We start from the raw sequence: 17,522 nt of genomic DNA, 5'->3' as shown, positions 1-17,522 counted from the left end.
GTCGTTGTTCGGGCTGCGACGGCGTTGGCGGCCTTCACTCACCTCGGTCACATAGTTCACTATGCTCCCCGGGATGCGCTCAATTGCCGCCTTGTCTCGCGCCAAACATCTCAATTATGTTTCAGTGGCGGTTTTTAGAGGTTTCTGCTGCTTTTACTCGCCCGGCGCGCTTGCGCTTACCGGGCTTATCAATACTGTAGGCCGGATAAGCGCAAGTGCCATCCGGCTTTACCTTTTTATGCACTGCGTTGCAGCAACATTGACTTAATGTGGCCAATGGCGCGCGTTGGGTTAAGCCCTTTCGGACATACACTGACGCAGTTCATGATGCTGTGGCAGCGGAATACACTGAAAGCATCGCTCAGGCCATCAAGGCGCTCATCCGTTTCCGTATCGCGGCTGTCGATCAGGAAGCGGTATGCCGCCAGCAGGCCTGCCGGGCCGATGAATTTCTCCGGGTTCCACCAGAACGACGGGCAAGAGGTCGAGCAGCAGGCACAGAGAATACACTCATACAGACCGTCGAGTTTCTCACGCTGTTCAGGCCCTTGCAGGTGCTCACGCGCCGGCGGATTTTGCCCATTATTCAACAGGTAAGGCTTAATTTTTTCATATTGGGCATAGAACTGCCCCATGTCCACCACCAAATCGCGGATCACCGGCAGGCCCGGCAGCGGGCGGATCACAATCTTCTTCTTGCCGTTGCCAAGCGCGGAAATCGGAGTGATACAGGCCAGCCCGTTTTTGCCGTTCATGTTCAGGCCATCGGAACCGCATACCCCTTCACGGCAGGAGCGGCGGAACGACAGCGTGGAGTCGGTCTCTTTCAGCTGCATTAAGGCATCAAGCAGCATCATGTCGCGACCCTCTTCCGATTCGAGGGTGTAATCCTGCATACGCGGCGCGTCGTCGACGTCCGGGTTATAGCGATAAATCGAGAATTCGAGTTTCATCAATCCTGTCTCCGCATTAATAAGTACGAATCTTCGGCGGGAACGCCGGACGCAGTTTCGGTTCCATATTGACGCTGCGACGCGTCATAGATTCCGTCTCTGGCAGGTACAGGGAGTGACACAACCAGTTCTCATCGTCACGATCCGGATAGTCGAAGCGGCTATGCGCGCCACGGCTTTCGGTACGGAAGTTGGCAGAAACCGCCGTTGCATAGGCCGTTTCCATCAGGTTATCCAGTTCCAGACACTCAACGCGCTGGGTGTTGAACTCGCTGGAGGTGTCGTCCAGACGGGCGTTTTTCAGGCGCTCGCGGATCACTTTCAACTGCTCAAGGCCCTTCGCCATCGCATCGCCTTCACGGAAGACCGAGAAGTTGTGCTGCATACACTCTTGCAGCGCTTTACGAATGGTGACCGGATCTTCGCCATCGCGGTTGTTGTTCCAGCGGTTAAGGCGCTCAAGGGAAGCGTCGATATCAGAGTCGCTGGCATCACGCAGCGCGCCCTGCTCGGCGATAGACTCCTGCAGATGCAGACCCGCCGCGCGGCCAAATACCACCAGGTCGAGCAGCGAGTTGCCGCCCAGACGGTTGGCGCCGTGTACCGATACGCAGGCGATTTCGCCTACCGCAAACAGACCCGGAATAACAACGTCTTCGCCCTGGGCGTTAACGGTCAGTGCCTGGCCGGTCACTTTGGTCGGAATACCGCCCATCATGTAGTGGCAGGTCGGAATAACCGGGATCGGCTCTTTGACCGGATCGACGTGGGCAAAGGTGCGCGACAGCTCAAGGATCCCCGGCAGGCGCGATTCCAGCACCTCTTTACCGAGGTGATCGAGTTTCAGCTTGGCGTGCGGGCCCCACGGGCCATCGCAACCGCGGCCTTCGCGAATTTCGATCATGATCGAGCGCGCAACCACGTCGCGGCCCGCCAGATCTTTCGCGTTCGGCGCATAACGCTCCATAAAGCGCTCGCCATGTTTGTTCAGCAGGTAACCGCCTTCACCACGGCACCCTTCGGTGACCAGTACACCTGCGCCGGCGATGCCGGTCGGGTGGAACTGCCACATTTCCATATCCTGCACCGGTACACCGGCACGCAGCGCCATCCCAACACCGTCGCCGGTGTTAATGTGTGCGTTGGTCGTGGACTGGTAAATACGCCCCGCCCCGCCGGTTGCCAGCACGGTTGCACGCGCTTTAAAGTAGACCACTTCACCGGTTTCGATACAGAGCGCCGTACAGCCGACCACCGCGCCATCCTGGTTTTTCACCAGATCGAGCGCATACCATTCGGAAAAGATGGTGGTGTGGTTTTTCAGGTTCTGCTGATAAAGGGTGTGCAACAGCGCGTGACCGGTACGGTCCGCTGCGGCCGCCGTGCGTGCCGCCTGCTCGCCGCCGAAATCTTTCGACTGGCCGCCAAACGGACGCTGATAGATGCGGCCATCTTCCAGACGGGAAAATGGCAGACCCATATGTTCCAGCTCAAGAATCGCTTCCGGGCCGGTTTTACACATATATTCAATGGCGTCCTGGTCACCGATATAGTCGGAGCCTTTTACCGTGTCATACATGTGCCATTCCCAGTTATCTTCATGGGTATTGCCCAGCGCAACGGTGATACCGCCCTGCGCAGAGACAGTGTGGGAACGGGTTGGAAAGACTTTAGAGAGCAGCGCACAGGTTTGCCCGCTCTGGGAAATTTGCAGCGCCGCGCGCATACCTGCGCCACCTGCGCCAATTACAACAGCATCAAATTCTCTGACTGGCAGTTTCATTACACACCCCACACCACAACGAATCCATAAATGACGTACGCGAGCAGCGCAACAACAATCACCAGCTGCAGCAGCAGGCGCGTTGCAACGTGTTTAACGTAGTCGGTCAATACCTGCCACATGCCGATCCACGCGTGGATCAGGATGGAAAAGAGCGCCAGCAGGGTAAAGACTTTCGTGAAGGCGGAGGAGAAGAAGCCCGTCCAGACACCCCAGGTCACTTCGCTGTGCAGCGCGAAAAAGCCGACCATGTAGATGATGTATAACGTCAGGACAATAGCGGTAGCACGGACGAGAATAAAATCATGTACGCCGTTGCGTCCTAATGCGGAGGCGTTGCTTACCATACGAGGACTCCTGCGAGAATTGAAAGCACGACAGTGATCACAAAAGAAATATTAGCGGAACGTTTTCCTGCGGCGAAGTTCTCTTCCAGCCAGCCAAAATCCATAAACATGTGGCGAATGCCGCCGACAGCGTGATACGCCAGCGCGGTAAGGATGCCCCAGAAGATGAATTTGACGAAGAAACTGCTCATGATGGCAGAAGCGGCCTGGAAGCCCTCTTCAGATGACAGCGACAAGCCCAGTAACCACAACAGAATGCCGAGCGCCACAAACGTGATGACACCGGAAACGCGGTGGAGAATGGAAGCTATAGCCGTAACAGGAAACTGGATCGTTGTTAAATCCAGATTGACAGGTCTTTGTTTTTTCACATTTTTTATCATGAATAACGCCCACATGCTATTCTTATAGTTTCCTTCCTCCGGTCTGCGTGCGGGTCAGACAGCGTCCTTTCTATAACTGCTCGTCATGCAAAAAATGTGCTTCCATATGCTAAACGACAGGTTACAACGCTGGGTGGCTCGGGATGGCAGGGTATTCCGGAGACCTGGCGGCAGTATAGGTCGTTCACAAAATCATTACAATTAACCTACATATAGTTTGTCGGGTTTTATGCAGAACAGTGACCAAGGTCACGATAACAACATTATTTTAAAATTTAATCATCTGATTTGACAAAAGTTAAACATTCTTGTTACAAACTACGCCAGAAAGAACTTATAATGCTTAAAAGTTATGGGGTCTTGCTTTCACCTGAGAATAAGTTATGTAACAGTGTGATGGTATTGACCGATTTAATCAGGACAGTTATTAGTGATATACAGGTTTGATAAATTCGGACTGCTAAGACGCTGATTTGCTGTTTTTTCACTGTATTTTCAATGTGTATCTGCACGCGCCTATCGCTCTGTACCCTGGTATCTCCTCTTCGCAGAGCAGCGAGCTATATAACAATTCGTTAACATTGACGGTCAAGTGAAGGCAAACCCGGTGGCTGGCGGTCTTAAGCAATAAGGCGCTAAGGAGACCGTAAATGGCTGATAAGAAAGCAACCATCACCTACAATGGTGACGATGCTATTGAACTGGATGTGCTACAAGGCACGCTCGGTCAGGATGTTATTGATATCCGTAGTCTCGGTTCAAAAGGGGTTTTCACTTTTGACCCAGGTTTTACCTCAACCGCATCATGCGAATCGAAAATCACCTTTATCGACGGCGATGAAGGGATTCTGCTGCACCGTGGCTTCCCCATCGATCAACTGGCGACTGAGTCCAACTATCTGGAAGTGTGCTACATCCTGCTGTACGGCGAAAAGCCGACCCAGGCCCAGTTTGAAGAGTTCACACTGACAGTGACCCGCCACACGATGATCCATGAGCAGATCACCCGTCTGTTCCACGGTTTCCGTCGCGACTCGCACCCGATGGCGGTGCTGTGCGGCGTGACCGGCGCGCTGGCGGCGTTCTACCACGACTCGCTGGATGTGAACAACCCGCGCCACCGTGAAATCGCCGCATTCCGTCTGCTTTCCAAAATGCCGACCGTGGCCGCGATGTGCTACAAGTACTCCATCGGTCAGCCGTTTGTTTACCCGCGCAACGACCTCTCCTATGCGGGCAACTTCCTGCACATGATGTTCTCCACGCCGTGCGAACCGTATGAAGTGAACCCGGTTCTGGAACGCGCCATGGATCGTATTCTGATCCTGCACGCTGACCATGAGCAGAATGCGTCCACCTCTACCGTGCGTACCGCAGGCTCATCGGGCGCGAACCCGTTTGCCTGTATTGCGGCTGGTATCGCCTCCCTGTGGGGACCGGCGCACGGCGGCGCGAACGAAGCGGCACTGAAGATGCTGGAAGAGATCAGCACCGTTAAACACATTCCGGAATTCCTGCGTCGCGCCAAAGATAAGAACGATTCGTTCCGTCTGATGGGCTTCGGTCACCGTGTCTATAAGAACTATGACCCGCGCGCTACCGTAATGCGTGAAACCTGCCATGAAGTGCTGCGTGAACTGGGCACCAAAGACGATCTGCTGGAAGTGGCGATGGAGCTGGAGCACATTGCGCTCAACGACCCGTACTTCATCGAACGCAAACTCTACCCGAACGTCGATTTCTACTCAGGCATTATTCTGAAAGCGATGGGGATCCCGTCCTCCATGTTTACGGTGATCTTCGCGATGGCGCGTACCGTGGGCTGGATTGCGCACTGGAACGAGATGCACGATGACGGCATTAAGATTGCCCGTCCACGTCAGCTCTATACCGGTTACGAAAAACGCGAGTTTTCGTCAGATCTGAAAAAAGATTAATCCCCGCTAATGCCCGGTGGCGCTGCGCTTACCGGGCCTGCAACTGCACTACCCCGTAATATTGCCCGATGGCGCTACGCTTATCGGGCCTACGATTGCCCTTCCCCGCTCAATGACACAATGACGCTGCGCTTATCGGGCCTGCGATGGTTGCGGTGGCACGATCCGTAGGCCGGATAAGGCGTAGCCGCCATCCGGCACGTTCTCGTTTACCACTGACTTGTTTACCGCTGACACCCCGGGCACCAATAAAAGGGTCGTGAAGAGAGCGTCGTCTTCTCAATCATCCCGCCACAACGCTCGCACTTCTTCCCGGCCCGGTGAAACACCTTAAAGCGAAACAGCGCCCCGTGATGCTTCTTCTCATCAACACGTCCCCGGGTCTGATATGAGAAACGCGGGATCGCTAACAACGCTTCTGCCAGCAGATCCAGCTCGCTCTCGCTAAGCTGCTCCGCTTTGCGCTGCCCGGTCAGCCCGCTGTGCCAGAGAATTTCGACGCGCAAATAGTTACCTAATCCTGCGAGAAACGCCTGATCGAGCAGCAGCCCGGCAAACTGCCGACGCCGAAAGCGCGGCGAGAGCAAACGCGCTTTCACCTCCTCCACCGTCAGGCGCATATCCAGCACATCCGGCCCTACGCGCAGCAAAAAGGGGTGCTGCGCCAGTTGCTCCGGCGTCAGCAATGCAATCTCCGAGGCGCTGTAGAGCAAAATCGCTTTATCTGCCGCCTGCAAACGCACGCGCAGCACGCGGTTGGTTTCTGGTATCTCCCCCGCCTTCACCACGCGCCAGACGCCGTAAAGCTGATTGTGGCTATAAAGCGTTAACCCGCCGGAAAAGTGCGTTAACAGCGCTTTGCCGCGTGTCTCGATGGCATCGATCTGCTGCCCCACCAGCCCGGCGGCATAATCAGTAAGATGCGGCTGGGCAAACCAGACCTCGGTCAGCGGTTTGCCCTTAATCGCGGCTTCCAGCGTATCCGCCGCACGGCGGATCTCCGGTCCTTCCGGCATGAAAACTCCTTATCAGCGTGATGAAACGGTAATGCCTTCGGCAATAAACGCGGCGCGTAAATGGCGGGCAAAGGCGAGCGCATGCGCGCCGTCACCATGCAGGCAGACCGTCTGCGCGTTAACGGGCGCATAGTCCCCCTCAACGCTTTTGACGCGCCTGCGCTGCACCATCTCCAGCGTCTGTGTCAGCGCCAGCTGCTCATCCTCAATCAGTGCGCCCGGCTCACCACGCGGCACAAGCTGCCCACTGGCCTGATAACCACGATCGGCAAACACCTCTTCACGTGTGGCTAACCCCAGCCGCTCGCCTGCGCGGATCAGCTCGCTGCCCGCCAGCCCGACCAGTTTTAGAGCGGGATTGAGATCCCGCACCGCGCGGGCGATGGCATCGGCAAGCGCCGCGTCCTGCGCTGCCTGGTTGTAGAGCATGCCGTGGGGTTTCACATGCGAAAGGCTCGCGCCGCGGGATTTCGCCAGCGCCGCCAGCGCGCCGCACTGGTAGAGCACTTCGCTATAGACCACTTCCGGCGCGGTGGACATTCTCTTGCGGCCAAAATTTTCGCGATCGAGAAACGACGGGTGCGCGCCGATAGCGACATTGTTCGCCAATGCCTGCTCAATACAGGTGAGCATGGTGGCGGCATCACCGGCGTGAAAGCCGCAGGCGATATTCACCGAACTCACCACCTGCATCAGCGCGCGGTCGTTGTCGGCAAAGCCTTCGCCGATATCGGCGTTTAAATCAATCCGCATCGCGCAGCCGCCATGCCAGTTGATCGAGGAACAGCCGCTGTTCGCGCCGCGCCTGCAGCGCTTCGTCGAGCGAGCACTGCACAAAGTGCACGGGCTGACCGAGGCGAATTTGCGCCAGACGGTAGAGATCGGCTTCGATAATGCAGGCAATACGCGGATAACCGCCGGTGGTCTGGCAATCATTCATCAACACAATCGGCTGACCATTTGAAGGCACCTGGATAACACCAGGCAGCAGCCCGTGGGAGAGCAGATCCCGCTCGATTGTGCGCACCAGCGGCTGACCCTGCAGGCGGTAGCCCATGCGGTTGCTCTGCGGGTTGATATGCCATGCAGACGCCAGAATGCCTCCTGGGAGGCGGCATCAAATTCGTGATATTCGGGCCCCGGCAGTGCGCGGATACGGTTCGTCCACAATAGCTGTTTCACGCCCTGTTGCGCGCTAAACGACCGCGAAGGTGTGCCAAGCGGCAGCGTGTCGCCATCGCGCAGCAAGCGCCCCTCCAGTCCGCCAATAGCGGTTTTCAGATCGGTACTGCCCGATCCCATCACCTCCGGCAGATCGAAACCGCCTGCGACTGCGAGATAGCTGCGCACGCCAAAGCGCGGGCGATTCAGCACCAGCCGCTGCCCGGCCTTCGCCGCAAAGCGCCAGCCGGTCCAGACGTCAGTGCCATCAAGTGTCGCATCACAGCCCGCGCCGGTGAGAGCAAACCAGCAATCGCGGGCGAACTCCACTTCACACTGGCCGAGGGTGATCTCAAGTGCGGCAGCATCCGGCGCGTTGCCGACCAGCGCATTGGCAATCTCCAGCGCCGGGCCATCGAGCGCGCCGCTGTAGCTGACGCCAGACTGACGCAGGCCGATGCGCTTACCACCCTGCAACGAGGTGTACATCCCCGCGCGATGAATTGTTAACATACGCCCTCCTTGCTCGGGATAAAGCGCAGCGTATCGCCAGGCCGCAGCAGCGACGGCTCCGCCAGGCGCGGGTTAAATAGCGTCAGATCGGTACGCCCAATCAGGTTCCAGCCGCCGGGGCTGGCTAGCGGGTAAATCCCAGTTTGCGCACCGCCAATGCCGACCGACCCGGCAGGCACGCTAATGCGCGGCTCCGCCCGGCGTGGTGTGGTGAGCGCCTCCGGCATGCCGCCGAGATAGGGGAAACCGGGCTGAAAACCGATAAACCACACCCGGTATTCGATAGAGGCGTGCAGCTCCACGACCTGCTTTTCGCTCATGCCGCAGTGGTCGGCGACATGCGCCAGATCCGGCCCGGCCTCGCCGCCGTAAACCACCGGGATCTCAATGGCCCGTGACTCCGGCTCCAGCGCCTCGCTCTCTTCCCACCAGCGCTGCAGATGCTCAATCGCATCGAGCGCCAGCGTGGTGGGATCGCGCAGCACAACGGTAACGTTATTCATCCCCGGGATCGCTTCCACCACCTGCGGAAATGTCGCCAGCCGCTGCGTCAGCCGCCAGATACGCTTTTGCGTCGCCAACTGCACCGGTGGCTCCAGCTCCAGCACGACGGCGGTTTCGCCTAACAGATAACAACGCGCTCGCTGCACTTGCCTGCTCCTTACGCCGGGTTAGGGATATCGATAAAGGTCACATCCAGATCGGTATTGGCGGTCAGCCACTCGCCGAGGGCGCGAATGCCGCCGCGCTCGGTGGCGTGGTGCCCCGCGGCGAAGAAGTGCAGCCCCTGCTCGCGCGCGGAGTGAATAGTCTGCTCAGATACTTCGCCGGTGATAAAGGCATCGACGCCGAAGGCCGCGGCTTTATCAATAAAGCCCTGACCGCCGCCGGTGCACCACGCCACGCGCTTGATGGTGGCAGGCCCGGTATCGCCGCACCACAGCGGTTTACGCCCGAGACGCGCTTCAATCCACGATGCCAGTACGAGACCGGGAACCGGCATCGACAGCTCGCCCCACGGCACCAGCGATTCAATCTCCCCTTGCACCGTGATGCCGAGCAGTGCGGCAAGCTGCACGTTATTCCCCAGCTCCGGATGGGCATCGAGGGGAAGATGCCAGCCGTAGAGGTTGATATCGTTCGCCAGCAGGGTTTTCAGGCGGTTGCGCTTCATGCCGCGAATAATCGGCGCTTCGTTTTTCCAGAAGTAACCGTGATGCACGATCACCGCATCAGCTTCAAGGCGCACGGCTTCATCCAGCAGCGCCTGGCTTGCGGTGACGCCGGTAACGATTTTGCGGACCTCGTCTCGCCCCTCAACCTGCAGGCCATTCGGGCCATAATCGCTGAACGCCGCACTGTTGAGTTTTTCGTTAATCAATTTTTCCAGTTCGGTATTTTTCATGCTCACTCTCTACCCTTTTCGCGCGGCTTCATAGGCCGCCAGCGTGGCGCTTCGCGCCTGTTTATGATCGACAATCGGGCGCGGATAATCGAGCTTAACGCCCTGCTTATCTGCCCAGACCCAGGGTTGATGGATAGCCTTCGGTGGCACGGTTTTCAGCTCCGGAAGCCAGCGGCGAATAAACTCGCCGTCCGCATCGAAGCGCTCCCCCTGGGTGGTCGGGTTGAAGATACGGAAGTAGGGCGCGGCATCGGTGCCGGTCGAGGCCGCCCACTGCCAGCCGCCGTTATTCGCCGCATAATCGCCATCCACCAGTTGAGCCATAAAATAGCGCTCTCCCACCCGCCAGTCGATAAGCAGGTCTTTGATCAGGAAGCTGGCGGTAATCATACGCAGACGGTTGTGCATCCAGCCGGTCTCATTCATCTGACGCATCGCTGCATCAACAATCGGATAGCCGGTCATCCCCTTTTTCCACGCTTCCAGATGCTGCGGGTTATCCTGCCACTGCACCTTTTCCGTCCACGGAATAAACGGGCGGTGCTTACACAGCGCCGGATAGTAGGTGATGAGATGGCGATAAAATTCGCGCCAGATAAGCTCACTCAGCCACACCGCACCCGGCCCGCCCTCCAGCACACCCGGCTGCTCAGCGAGCAAGCGATGCAGACACTGGCGCGGCGAGAGTGCGCCGATGGCGAGGCTGGCGGAGAGACGACTGGTGCCCTCAATAACCGGGAAATCGCGCTGCTGCTCATACTCTGCCACCTGGTGCTGGCAGAAGTGGCGCAAGCGGGCGATGGCCTGCTTCTCATCCGGCGGGAAAAGCTTTTCGTCAAAGGGCTGTTGCGGGTAGTTGAGCGACAGCGGCTCAACCTTGAGTGCTCCGCCTTCGCGCGGCTGCGGCGCAGCGACGCACTCCGGCAGATCCTCTTTTAAACGGCGCAAAAAGGCGTTTTTAAAGGGGGTGAAGACCTTAAACATCTCGCGATTGCCGGTCATCACGCTGCCGGGTGCCAGCATCACGCTGTCATCAAACCCCTGGCAGGCGACGTTAGGCAGCGCTTTCTCCACCGCCGCATCGCGCTGGCGCTCGTTAAGCTCGTATTGATAGTTATAAAAAAGGTGGCTGACCTGCTCCTGTTCGCAGACCTCAGCGACTGCCTGCACGCTGGCGGCAAAGTCATCCACTTCGCGGTAGATAAGCTCAATGCCGCGCTCGGCGAGCGCCTGTTGCAGCGCATTAAGATGGGACTCAATCAGTGCAGCCTGTCGCGGTGCCATCAGGTGCTGCTGCCACTGCTTCGGCGCAGCGATAAAGAGGGCTTTTACTGTTGCGTTCGCGCTGCGGCAGGCCGCCGCCAGCGCGAAGTTATCGTGCACGCGCAAATCCGTGCGAAACCAGACCAGATGGGTGGTCATAATGCTCCTAATGTCCGTAACGTAAGCGCAGCGCTTCCGGCCAGGGGTCAAAATAGCGCTGTCCGGAGAGATAAGCGTCCGGGAACTCAGCCATATAGTGTTTCAGTAAGGTGACGGGTGCCAGCAGCGGCTGAATGCCCTGGCGGTAGCTGTCGATCAGCTTCGACAGCTCTTCACGCTGGCGGGCATTGAGCTGCTTGCGGAAGTAGCCCTGCACATGCATCAGCACATTGGTGTGGTTACGGCGGGTTGCCTGGTGTGAGAGCAGATCCATCAGGCGCTGGCGATACTCTACAAACCACTCGTCGAGAGAGGCCCACTCATGGATGGCGGCGACAAAACGCCCCAGTTCGCGGTATTTCGGCTGAGAGTGCGCCAGCAGCAGCAGCTTATAGCGGCTGTGGTAGGCGATCAGCTCCCCACGCGTCAGGCCGCGCTCGCGCACGCTGTTAAGTTCATGCAGGGCGTAAATACGCTCAACAAAGTTCTCGCGGATATGGGGATCGTGCAGGCGACCATCCTCCTCCACCGGCAGCCACGGATGGGTCTCCATCAGAATGTCGGTAAAGATGCCGCGCCCGGCTTTGCGGTTGTTTTTGCCATCCGCGTCGTATACGCGCACCCGCTCCATGCCGCAGGAGGGGGATTTGGCGCAGACGATGTAGCCGCACAAATGGTCGAGACGGCTGACGCGCTCGCGGGAGAAGTGTGCCATCTGCTCGGTTAAATCTCCTTCCCGCTTGTCGCTAAAGCGCAGCGAAACTCCGCTCTCCTCTTTGACCAACCGCAGCGCCGGACGTGGCACCGGCAGGCCAATGGCCATCTCCGGGCAGACTGGCTCAAAACGCATCCACGGTGATAGCTCTTCAACTGCGAAGGCAAGCCGCTTATGGCCGCCGTCAAAACGGACTTGTTCCCCTAATAAACAGGCACTGATGCCGACAGGGATTTTCTCACTCATAGCGACTCCTTGATTAGACATAATCATTGTAGTCAAAGGCCGCAGGTAAAAAAAAGCCACCGCAAGTGCGGTGGCGCGATCGGGTTGCTGTGTGTAGCCCGATTAATAAAAGTCGCAGGTTGCTTTTTCTGCTTGATCCATCCATACCGGTTTCTCGCTGGTCTTAGCCCAGACGCGGTGCAGATAGCTGTAGAACCGTGCGCGATCCTTCCAGAACAACATCACCGGCAGTGCCAGCAGGCCCGCCGCAACGGCGAAAGCACGACGCATCAGCACAATGTGCGCTGGAAACATTTTGTATGTGTTCATAAATCTCTCCCCTTTGTCAGGCCGGTATCGGGCACCGGAAAAAAGTTACCGCAGCGGTAAGTGAGTAACGAAAAAACGCTGCGAGACTGAAATCTGCTCAAAATAATACCGGTTTGTTTGTAATTTTACTACTCATCCGACCACTATTTTTAGCTGATGCGCATTTATTTACACGCAATTCGTAAATAAGTTACAAAACGGTTAAATTAATAATAACCATCGGTTAAATAATGGTTTTGAATGTTGCATTTGCGAAGCGTAGCCGCTGGAGCAATCGGTGCGGCACGTTGCCTCGGTGGAGGGGGTTCTGTAGGCCGGATAAGCGGTACGCGCCATCCGGCATTATCTCCGCGGCACAATTGCCGGATGGCGGCTGCGCCTTATCCGGCCTACAAAACCGCAGTTCCAGCGATACCGGTTTTGCTTTTATCTGCGGTCTCGCAGCGATGGGGTTGTGTCCCCGCTGAAATCGGCGAACCGAAGCGTGAATGACAAGGTCTGGACGCCATGGATGGCGGACAGAGGCGAACCGAGACAGGATGTCGAGTCGAGCCGGCCGTAGTCAGGCACGCGGGAGGTGAGCGCAGTGCGCAGCACCGATTTCCTCGCGGGGCCGCGGGGATTGACAAGGGGGGAGCGGTCCCCCCCTTGTCCCGTTCACCGCATAAGAGGTTAATGAAACTCCCCAACGCCTGGTGAACGGAACCTTTCCACCCGTGCCATATGCCAAGCTCATTGCCTGATGGCGCTGCGCTTATCAGGCCTACAACTTATCCGGCCTACAAGACGTTCATTTCCCATCCATTTTTATACTTTTTTTACACCTCGCCCGGGGATTTTTGCGAAATCTTTGCGCCTGAAAAATTAGCCTCTCTGCACATCCTTAAATCACCCCGGAGGTGAACTGTGAGTGCAGGCGTGCTAATCGGCATCGTGCTGGTTTTCCTGTTATTGGGCTACCTGATTTACGCCCTGATAAACGCGGAGGCATTTTAATGGCCGCTCAAGCGTTTCTTCTGGTTGCCGGCTTTTTGCTGGTGCTGTTCCTGCTGGCGCGCCCGCTTGGATCGCTGCTGGCGAAGCTGATTGCCGGTCAGCCTTTGCCGGGCGTTGGCATGGTGGAAAACCTGCTCTGGCGCGGGTTGGGTATCGACACCCGTGAAATGAGCTGGCGGCACTACCTGCTGGCGATCCTGTGGCTCAATCTGCTTGGCCTCGCCCTGCTGTTTGCCCTGCTGATGCTGCAAGGCATCCTGCCGCTGAACCCGCAGAACCTGCCTGGCCTCTCCTGGCACCTGGCACTCAACACTGCGGTCAGCTTTGTCAGCAATACCAACTGGCAATCCTACGCCGGTGAAAGCACGCTGAGTTACTTTAGCCAGATGGTCGGCCTGACGGTGCAGAACTTCCTCTCTGCCGCCACCGGCATCGCGGTAGTGTTTGCGCTGATCCGCGCCTTCGCCCGCCGCAGCATGGAGACGCTGGGCAACGCGTGGGTCGATCTGACGCGCATTACGCTCTGGGTATTGCTGCCGCTGGCGCTGCTGATCGCCCTCTTTTTCATCCAGCAAGGCACGCTGCAAAACCTGCTCCCCTACCAGCCCTATACCTCTCTCGAAGGGGTTCAGCACCTGATGCCAATGGGCCCGGTCGCCTCGCAGGAAGCGATTAAAATGCTTGGCACCAACGGCGGCGGTTTCTTTAACGCCAACTCCTCCCATCCGTTCGAAAACCCGACGGCGCTGACCAACTTTGTGCAGATGCTGGCGATCTTCCTGATCCCTGCCGCGCTCTGTTTCGCCTTTGGTGAAGCGGTGAGCGACCGCCGCCAGGGGCAGATGCTGCTGTGGGCAATGTCGATAATCTTTGTCGTCTGCGTGGCAATTGTGATGCGGGCCGAGTGGCTAGGTAACCCGCACTTCCTGACGCTCGGCGGCGACAGCACCATCAACATGGAAGGTAAAGAGAGCCGCTTCGGTATCCTCGCCAGTAGCCTTTATGCCGTGGTGACCACCGCCGCGTCCTGCGGTGCAGTCAACGCCATGCATGACTCCTTTACCGCACTCGGCGGCATGATCCCGATGTGGTTAATGCAGATTGGCGAAGTGGTGTTTGGCGGCGTCGGCTCAGGTCTCTACGGCATGCTGCTGTTTGTCCTGCTGGCGGTGTTTATCGCCGGGCTGATGATTGGCCGCACGCCGGAGTTCCTCGGTAAAAAAATTGATGTCCGCGAAATGAAGATGACCGCGCTGGCGATCCTCGTCACTCCGGCGCTGGTGTTGATTGGCACGGCGCTGGCGATGATGACCGACGCCGGACGCAGCGGCATGTTCAACCCCGGCATTCATGGCTTTAGTGAAGTGCTGTATGCCGTCTCCTCCGCCGCCAACAACAACGGCAGCGCCTTTGGTGGCCTGAGCGCCAACACGCCTTTCTGGAACTGTCTGCTCGCCTTCTGCATGTTTGTCGGCCGCTTCGGCGTGATTGTGCCGGTGCTGGCGATTGCTGGCTCGCTGGTGAGTAAAAAGATCCAGCCCACCAGTTCCGGCACCCTGCCGACCCACGGCCCGCTCTTTATTGGCCTGCTGATCGGCACCGTGCTGCTGGTTGGCGCATTGACCTTTATTCCTGCCCTGGCCCTTGGTCCGGTGGCGGAATACCTTCAGTTTTGAGTCTGGCGGAGACCACTATTATGAGTCGCAAACAACTGGCCCTGTTTGACGCGAACCTTGTTCGCCAGGCGCTGATGGGTTCCTTAACCAAATTAAGCCCGCAGGTGCAGTGGCGTAACCCGGTGATGTTTATCGTCTGGATCGGCAGCCTGCTCACCACCTTGCTGGCAATCGCTATGGCAACCGGTCACCTGGTCGGTAACGCGTGGTTTACCGGTGCGATCAGCCTCTGGCTGTGGGTGACGGTGCTGTTTGCCAACTTCGCCGAAGCGCTGGCGGAGGGGCGCAGTAAAGCGCAGGCCAACAGCCTGAAAGGGGTGAAAAAGACGGTCTTTGCCCGCAAACTGCGCGCGCCACAGCACGATGCACCGATGGATCATGTTCCGGCAGATGAGTTACGCAAAGGGGATATCGTGCTGGTTGAAGCGGGGGATATTATTCCCTGCGACGGCGAAGTGATCGAAGGCGGCGCGTCGGTGGATGAGAGCGCCATTACCGGTGAATCCGCGCCGGTGATCCGCGAGTCTGGTGGCGACTTTGCCTCTGTGACCGGCGGCACGCGCATTCTTTCTGACTGGCTGGTGATCCAGTGCAGCGTTAACCCAGGCGAAACCTTTCTCGATCGCATGATCGCCATGGTTGAAGGTGCCCAGCGCCGCAAAACGCCTAACGAGATCGCGCTGACCATTCTGCTGGTGGCGCTGACTATTGTCTTTCTGCTGGCGACCGCCACGCTGTGGCCCTTCTCCCTTTACGGCGGCACGGCAGTCAGCGTCACGGTGCTGGTTGCGCTGCTGGTCTGCCTGATCCCGACCACCATCGGCGGCCTGCTCTCGGCGATTGGCGTGGCGGGGATGAGCCGCATGCTGGGTGCGAATGTGATCGCCACCAGCGGTCGCGCCGTCGAGGCAGCGGGCGATGTCGATGTGCTGCTGCTGGATAAAACCGGCACCATCACCCTTGGCAACCGCCAGGCGTCGGACTTTCTGCCTGCGCGCGGCGTCGATGAGAAGACGCTGGCCGATGCGGCCCAGCTCTCTTCCTTAGCCGATGAAACCCCGGAAGGGCGCAGCATTGTGATCCTCGCCAAGCAGCGCTTTAACCTGCGCGAGCGGGATATGCAGAGCCTGCAAGCAACCTTCGTCCCCTTTACCGCGCAAACGCGCATGAGCGGAATTAACGTGCAGGATCGCATGATCCGCAAAGGCTCAGTGGATGCCATTCGTCGCCATATCGAGGCTAATGGTGGCACCTTCCCGGCAGATGTTGAGACGGTGGTGGAAAATGTGGCCCGCCAGGGCGCGACGCCGCTGGTGGTAGCGGAAGGGGCTAACGTACTGGGCGTTATCGCGCTGAAAGATATCGTCAAAGGCGGCATTAAAGAGCGCTTCGCCCAGTTGCGTAAGATGGGCATCAAAACGGTGATGATCACCGGCGATAACCGCTTAACCGCCGCGGCGATTGCCGCCGAAGCGGGCGTGGATGACTTCCTCGCCGAAGCGACGCCGGAAGCGAAGCTGGCGCTGATTCGTCAATACCAGGCCGAAGGTCGGCTGGTGGCGATGACCGGCGATGGCACTAACGATGCCCCGGCGCTGGCGCAGGCGGATGTCGCGGTGGCGATGAACTCCGGTACCCAGGCGGCGAAAGAGGCGGGGAACATGGTCGATCTCGACTCGAACCCGACCAAACTGATTGAAGTGGTGCATATCGGCAAACAGATGCTGATGACGCGCGGATCGCTCACCACCTTCAGTATTGCCAATGATGTGGCGAAGTATTTTGCCATCATCCCTGCGGCGTTTGCGGCCACCTATCCGCAGCTCAACGCGCTGAATGTGATGCATCTGCACTCCCCCTCTTCGGCGATTTTAAGTGCGGTGATCTTTAACGCGCTGGTGATTGTGTTCCTCATCCCGCTGGCGCTGAAAGGCGTGAGCTACAAGCCGCTGACCGCCTCGGCAATGCTGCGCCGCAACTTGTGGATTTACGGGCTGGGCGGTCTGCTGGTGCCGTTTATCGGTATCAAAGCAATCGATCTGCTGCTCACGCTGTTTGGCCTGGTTTAAGGAGTGAAAAAGATGGCTTTATTACGTCCCGCCTTTCTGCTTTTAATACTGCTGACGTTTATTACCGGCGGGCTTTACCCGCTGCTGACCACCGCCCTTGGGCAGTGGTGGTTTCACGACCAGGCGAACGGCTCGCTGATCGAGCAAGGCGACACGGTGCGCGGCTCCCGTCTGCTGGGCCAGGATTTCACCGCACCGGGCTATTTTCACGGTCGCCCTTCCGCGACCGCCGATGCGCCCTATAATCCGATGGCTTCGGGCGGCAGTAATCTGGCGGGCAGCAACCCGGAGCTGGATAAGCAGGTGGCCGAACGCGTGGCGCAGCTGCGCGCGGCAAACCCGCACTCACCAAAAGCGATTCCGGTGGAGCTGTTAACCACTTCCGCCAGCGGGCTGGATGGTCAACTCTCGCCGCAGGCGGCCAGCTGGCAGATCCCGCGCGTGGCGCAAGCGCGCGGCTTGTCGGTGCAGACGGTCAATGATTTGGTTAATAAATACACCGAAACACCGCTGGTTAATTTCCTCGGTCAGCCGGTGGTGAATGTGGTTGAACTTAATCTGGCGCTGGATGCGCTGAAGGACAAATAACGC

The 17,522-nt window shown here is 58.1% G+C and carries 17 protein-coding genes and 1 pseudogene; 6 read left to right on the top strand and 12 right to left on the bottom strand.

All coding sequences use genetic code 11. From position 1 onward, the window contains the following. Nucleotides 1-236: 236 nt before the first annotated feature. The 4 genes from BWI95_RS12395 to sdhC are packed head-to-tail and all read right to left on the bottom strand — an operon-like array spanning nt 237 to nt 3,481. Complete coding sequence (locus BWI95_RS12395; protein WP_042712260.1) at nt 237-953, bottom strand: succinate dehydrogenase iron-sulfur subunit; 717 nt, start codon at nt 951-953, stop codon at nt 237-239. A 16-nt stretch (nt 954-969) separates the two neighbouring features. Beyond that, a complete protein-coding gene (sdhA, locus tag BWI95_RS12390) occupies nt 970-2,736 on the bottom strand; it encodes a succinate dehydrogenase flavoprotein subunit (RefSeq protein ID WP_034811756.1) in 1,767 nt (588 codons plus the stop codon). Next, complete coding sequence (sdhD, locus tag BWI95_RS12385) at nt 2,736-3,083, bottom strand: succinate dehydrogenase membrane anchor subunit (RefSeq protein ID WP_023478217.1); 348 nt, start codon at nt 3,081-3,083, stop codon at nt 2,736-2,738. Before sdhD ends, sdhA begins: the two co-directional genes overlap by 1 nt. Next, a complete protein-coding gene (gene sdhC / locus BWI95_RS12380) occupies nt 3,077-3,481 on the bottom strand; it encodes a succinate dehydrogenase cytochrome b556 subunit (protein ID WP_034811753.1) in 405 nt (134 codons plus the stop codon). Before sdhC ends, sdhD begins: the two co-directional genes overlap by 7 nt. 324 nt (nt 3,482-3,805) lie before the next feature. Between sdhC and BWI95_RS24110 the strand changes: the two genes are divergently transcribed. Both BWI95_RS24110 and BWI95_RS12370 read left to right on the top strand, forming a co-directional pair. Further along, nucleotides 3,806-3,913 (top strand): hypothetical protein, encoded by a 108-nt coding sequence (locus BWI95_RS24110; protein WP_420028337.1) that lies wholly within the window; start codon nt 3,806-3,808, stop codon nt 3,911-3,913. 203 nt (nt 3,914-4,116) lie between these two features. Beyond that, complete coding sequence (locus tag BWI95_RS12370; protein ID WP_042712794.1) at nt 4,117-5,403, top strand: citrate synthase; 1,287 nt, start codon at nt 4,117-4,119, stop codon at nt 5,401-5,403. Between the two features lie 224 nt (nt 5,404-5,627). Here BWI95_RS12370 and nei read toward each other — a convergent pair whose 3' ends face one another. The 8 genes and pseudogenes from nei to BWI95_RS12330 all read right to left on the bottom strand — a co-directional run bounded on the left by nei (nt 5,628) and on the right by BWI95_RS12330 (nt 12,190). Further along, nucleotides 5,628-6,419, bottom strand: coding sequence for an endonuclease VIII (gene nei, locus BWI95_RS12365; protein ID WP_054803724.1), 792 nt, complete (start codon nt 6,417-6,419; stop codon nt 5,628-5,630). A gap of 12 nt (nt 6,420-6,431) precedes the next feature. Then, nucleotides 6,432-7,172, bottom strand: a complete 741-nt coding sequence (gene pxpA, locus BWI95_RS12360; RefSeq protein ID WP_054803725.1) for a 5-oxoprolinase subunit PxpA — start codon at nt 7,170-7,172, stop codon at nt 6,432-6,434. After that, nucleotides 7,162-8,093: pseudogene (gene pxpC, locus BWI95_RS12355) on the bottom strand (5-oxoprolinase subunit PxpC). Before pxpC ends, pxpA begins: the two are co-directional and overlap by 11 nt. Continuing rightward, on the bottom strand, nt 8,087-8,743 hold the full coding sequence (gene pxpB / locus BWI95_RS12350) for a 5-oxoprolinase subunit PxpB (protein ID WP_054803726.1): 657 nt from the start codon (nt 8,741-8,743) through the stop codon (nt 8,087-8,089). Before pxpB ends, pxpC begins: the two are co-directional and overlap by 7 nt. An 11-nt stretch (nt 8,744-8,754) precedes the next feature. Beyond that, nucleotides 8,755-9,498 (bottom strand): type 2 GTP cyclohydrolase I, encoded by a 744-nt coding sequence (locus BWI95_RS12345; RefSeq protein ID WP_054803728.1) that lies wholly within the window; start codon nt 9,496-9,498, stop codon nt 8,755-8,757. Between the two features lie 9 nt (nt 9,499-9,507). Beyond that, on the bottom strand, nt 9,508-10,920 hold the full coding sequence (phrB, locus tag BWI95_RS12340; protein WP_076769562.1) for a deoxyribodipyrimidine photo-lyase: 1,413 nt from the start codon (nt 10,918-10,920) through the stop codon (nt 9,508-9,510). A gap of 7 nt (nt 10,921-10,927) precedes the next feature. Next, complete coding sequence (locus tag BWI95_RS12335; RefSeq protein ID WP_034811748.1) at nt 10,928-11,881, bottom strand: YbgA family protein; 954 nt, start codon at nt 11,879-11,881, stop codon at nt 10,928-10,930. Nucleotides 11,882-11,983: 102 nt separating this feature from the next. After that, complete coding sequence (locus tag BWI95_RS12330; protein WP_054803727.1) at nt 11,984-12,190, bottom strand: YbfA family protein; 207 nt, start codon at nt 12,188-12,190, stop codon at nt 11,984-11,986. A 906-nt stretch (nt 12,191-13,096) separates the two neighbouring features. Between BWI95_RS12330 and kdpF the strand changes: the two genes are divergently transcribed. Genes kdpF through kdpC form a run of 4 tightly spaced genes read left to right on the top strand, consistent with a single transcriptional unit; the run spans nt 13,097 to nt 17,519 of the window. Beyond that, nucleotides 13,097-13,186: a K(+)-transporting ATPase subunit F gene (gene kdpF / locus BWI95_RS12325; protein WP_042713160.1), complete on the top strand. Its 90-nt coding sequence runs from the start codon at nt 13,097-13,099 to the stop codon at nt 13,184-13,186. Beyond that, the gene (gene kdpA, locus BWI95_RS12320) at nt 13,186-14,862 is read left to right on the top strand and encodes a potassium-transporting ATPase subunit KdpA (protein ID WP_076769561.1); all 1,677 of its coding nucleotides are present in this window, start codon (nt 13,186-13,188) and stop codon (nt 14,860-14,862) included. The genes kdpF and kdpA overlap by 1 nt, the downstream gene beginning before the upstream one ends. 20 nt (nt 14,863-14,882) lie before the next feature. Next, complete coding sequence (gene kdpB, locus BWI95_RS12315; protein WP_076769560.1) at nt 14,883-16,931, top strand: potassium-transporting ATPase subunit KdpB; 2,049 nt, start codon at nt 14,883-14,885, stop codon at nt 16,929-16,931. A gap of 12 nt (nt 16,932-16,943) precedes the next feature. Then, nucleotides 16,944-17,519, top strand: coding sequence for a potassium-transporting ATPase subunit KdpC (gene kdpC, locus BWI95_RS12310; protein WP_054804206.1), 576 nt, complete (start codon nt 16,944-16,946; stop codon nt 17,517-17,519). Nucleotides 17,520-17,522 lie beyond the last annotated feature (3 nt).

It is taken from the genome of Kosakonia cowanii JCM 10956 = DSM 18146, from assembly GCF_001975225.1.
Taxonomy (GTDB): domain Bacteria; phylum Pseudomonadota; class Gammaproteobacteria; order Enterobacterales; family Enterobacteriaceae; genus Kosakonia; species Kosakonia cowanii.
This window is presented reverse-complemented; position numbering and strand designations above follow the sequence as displayed.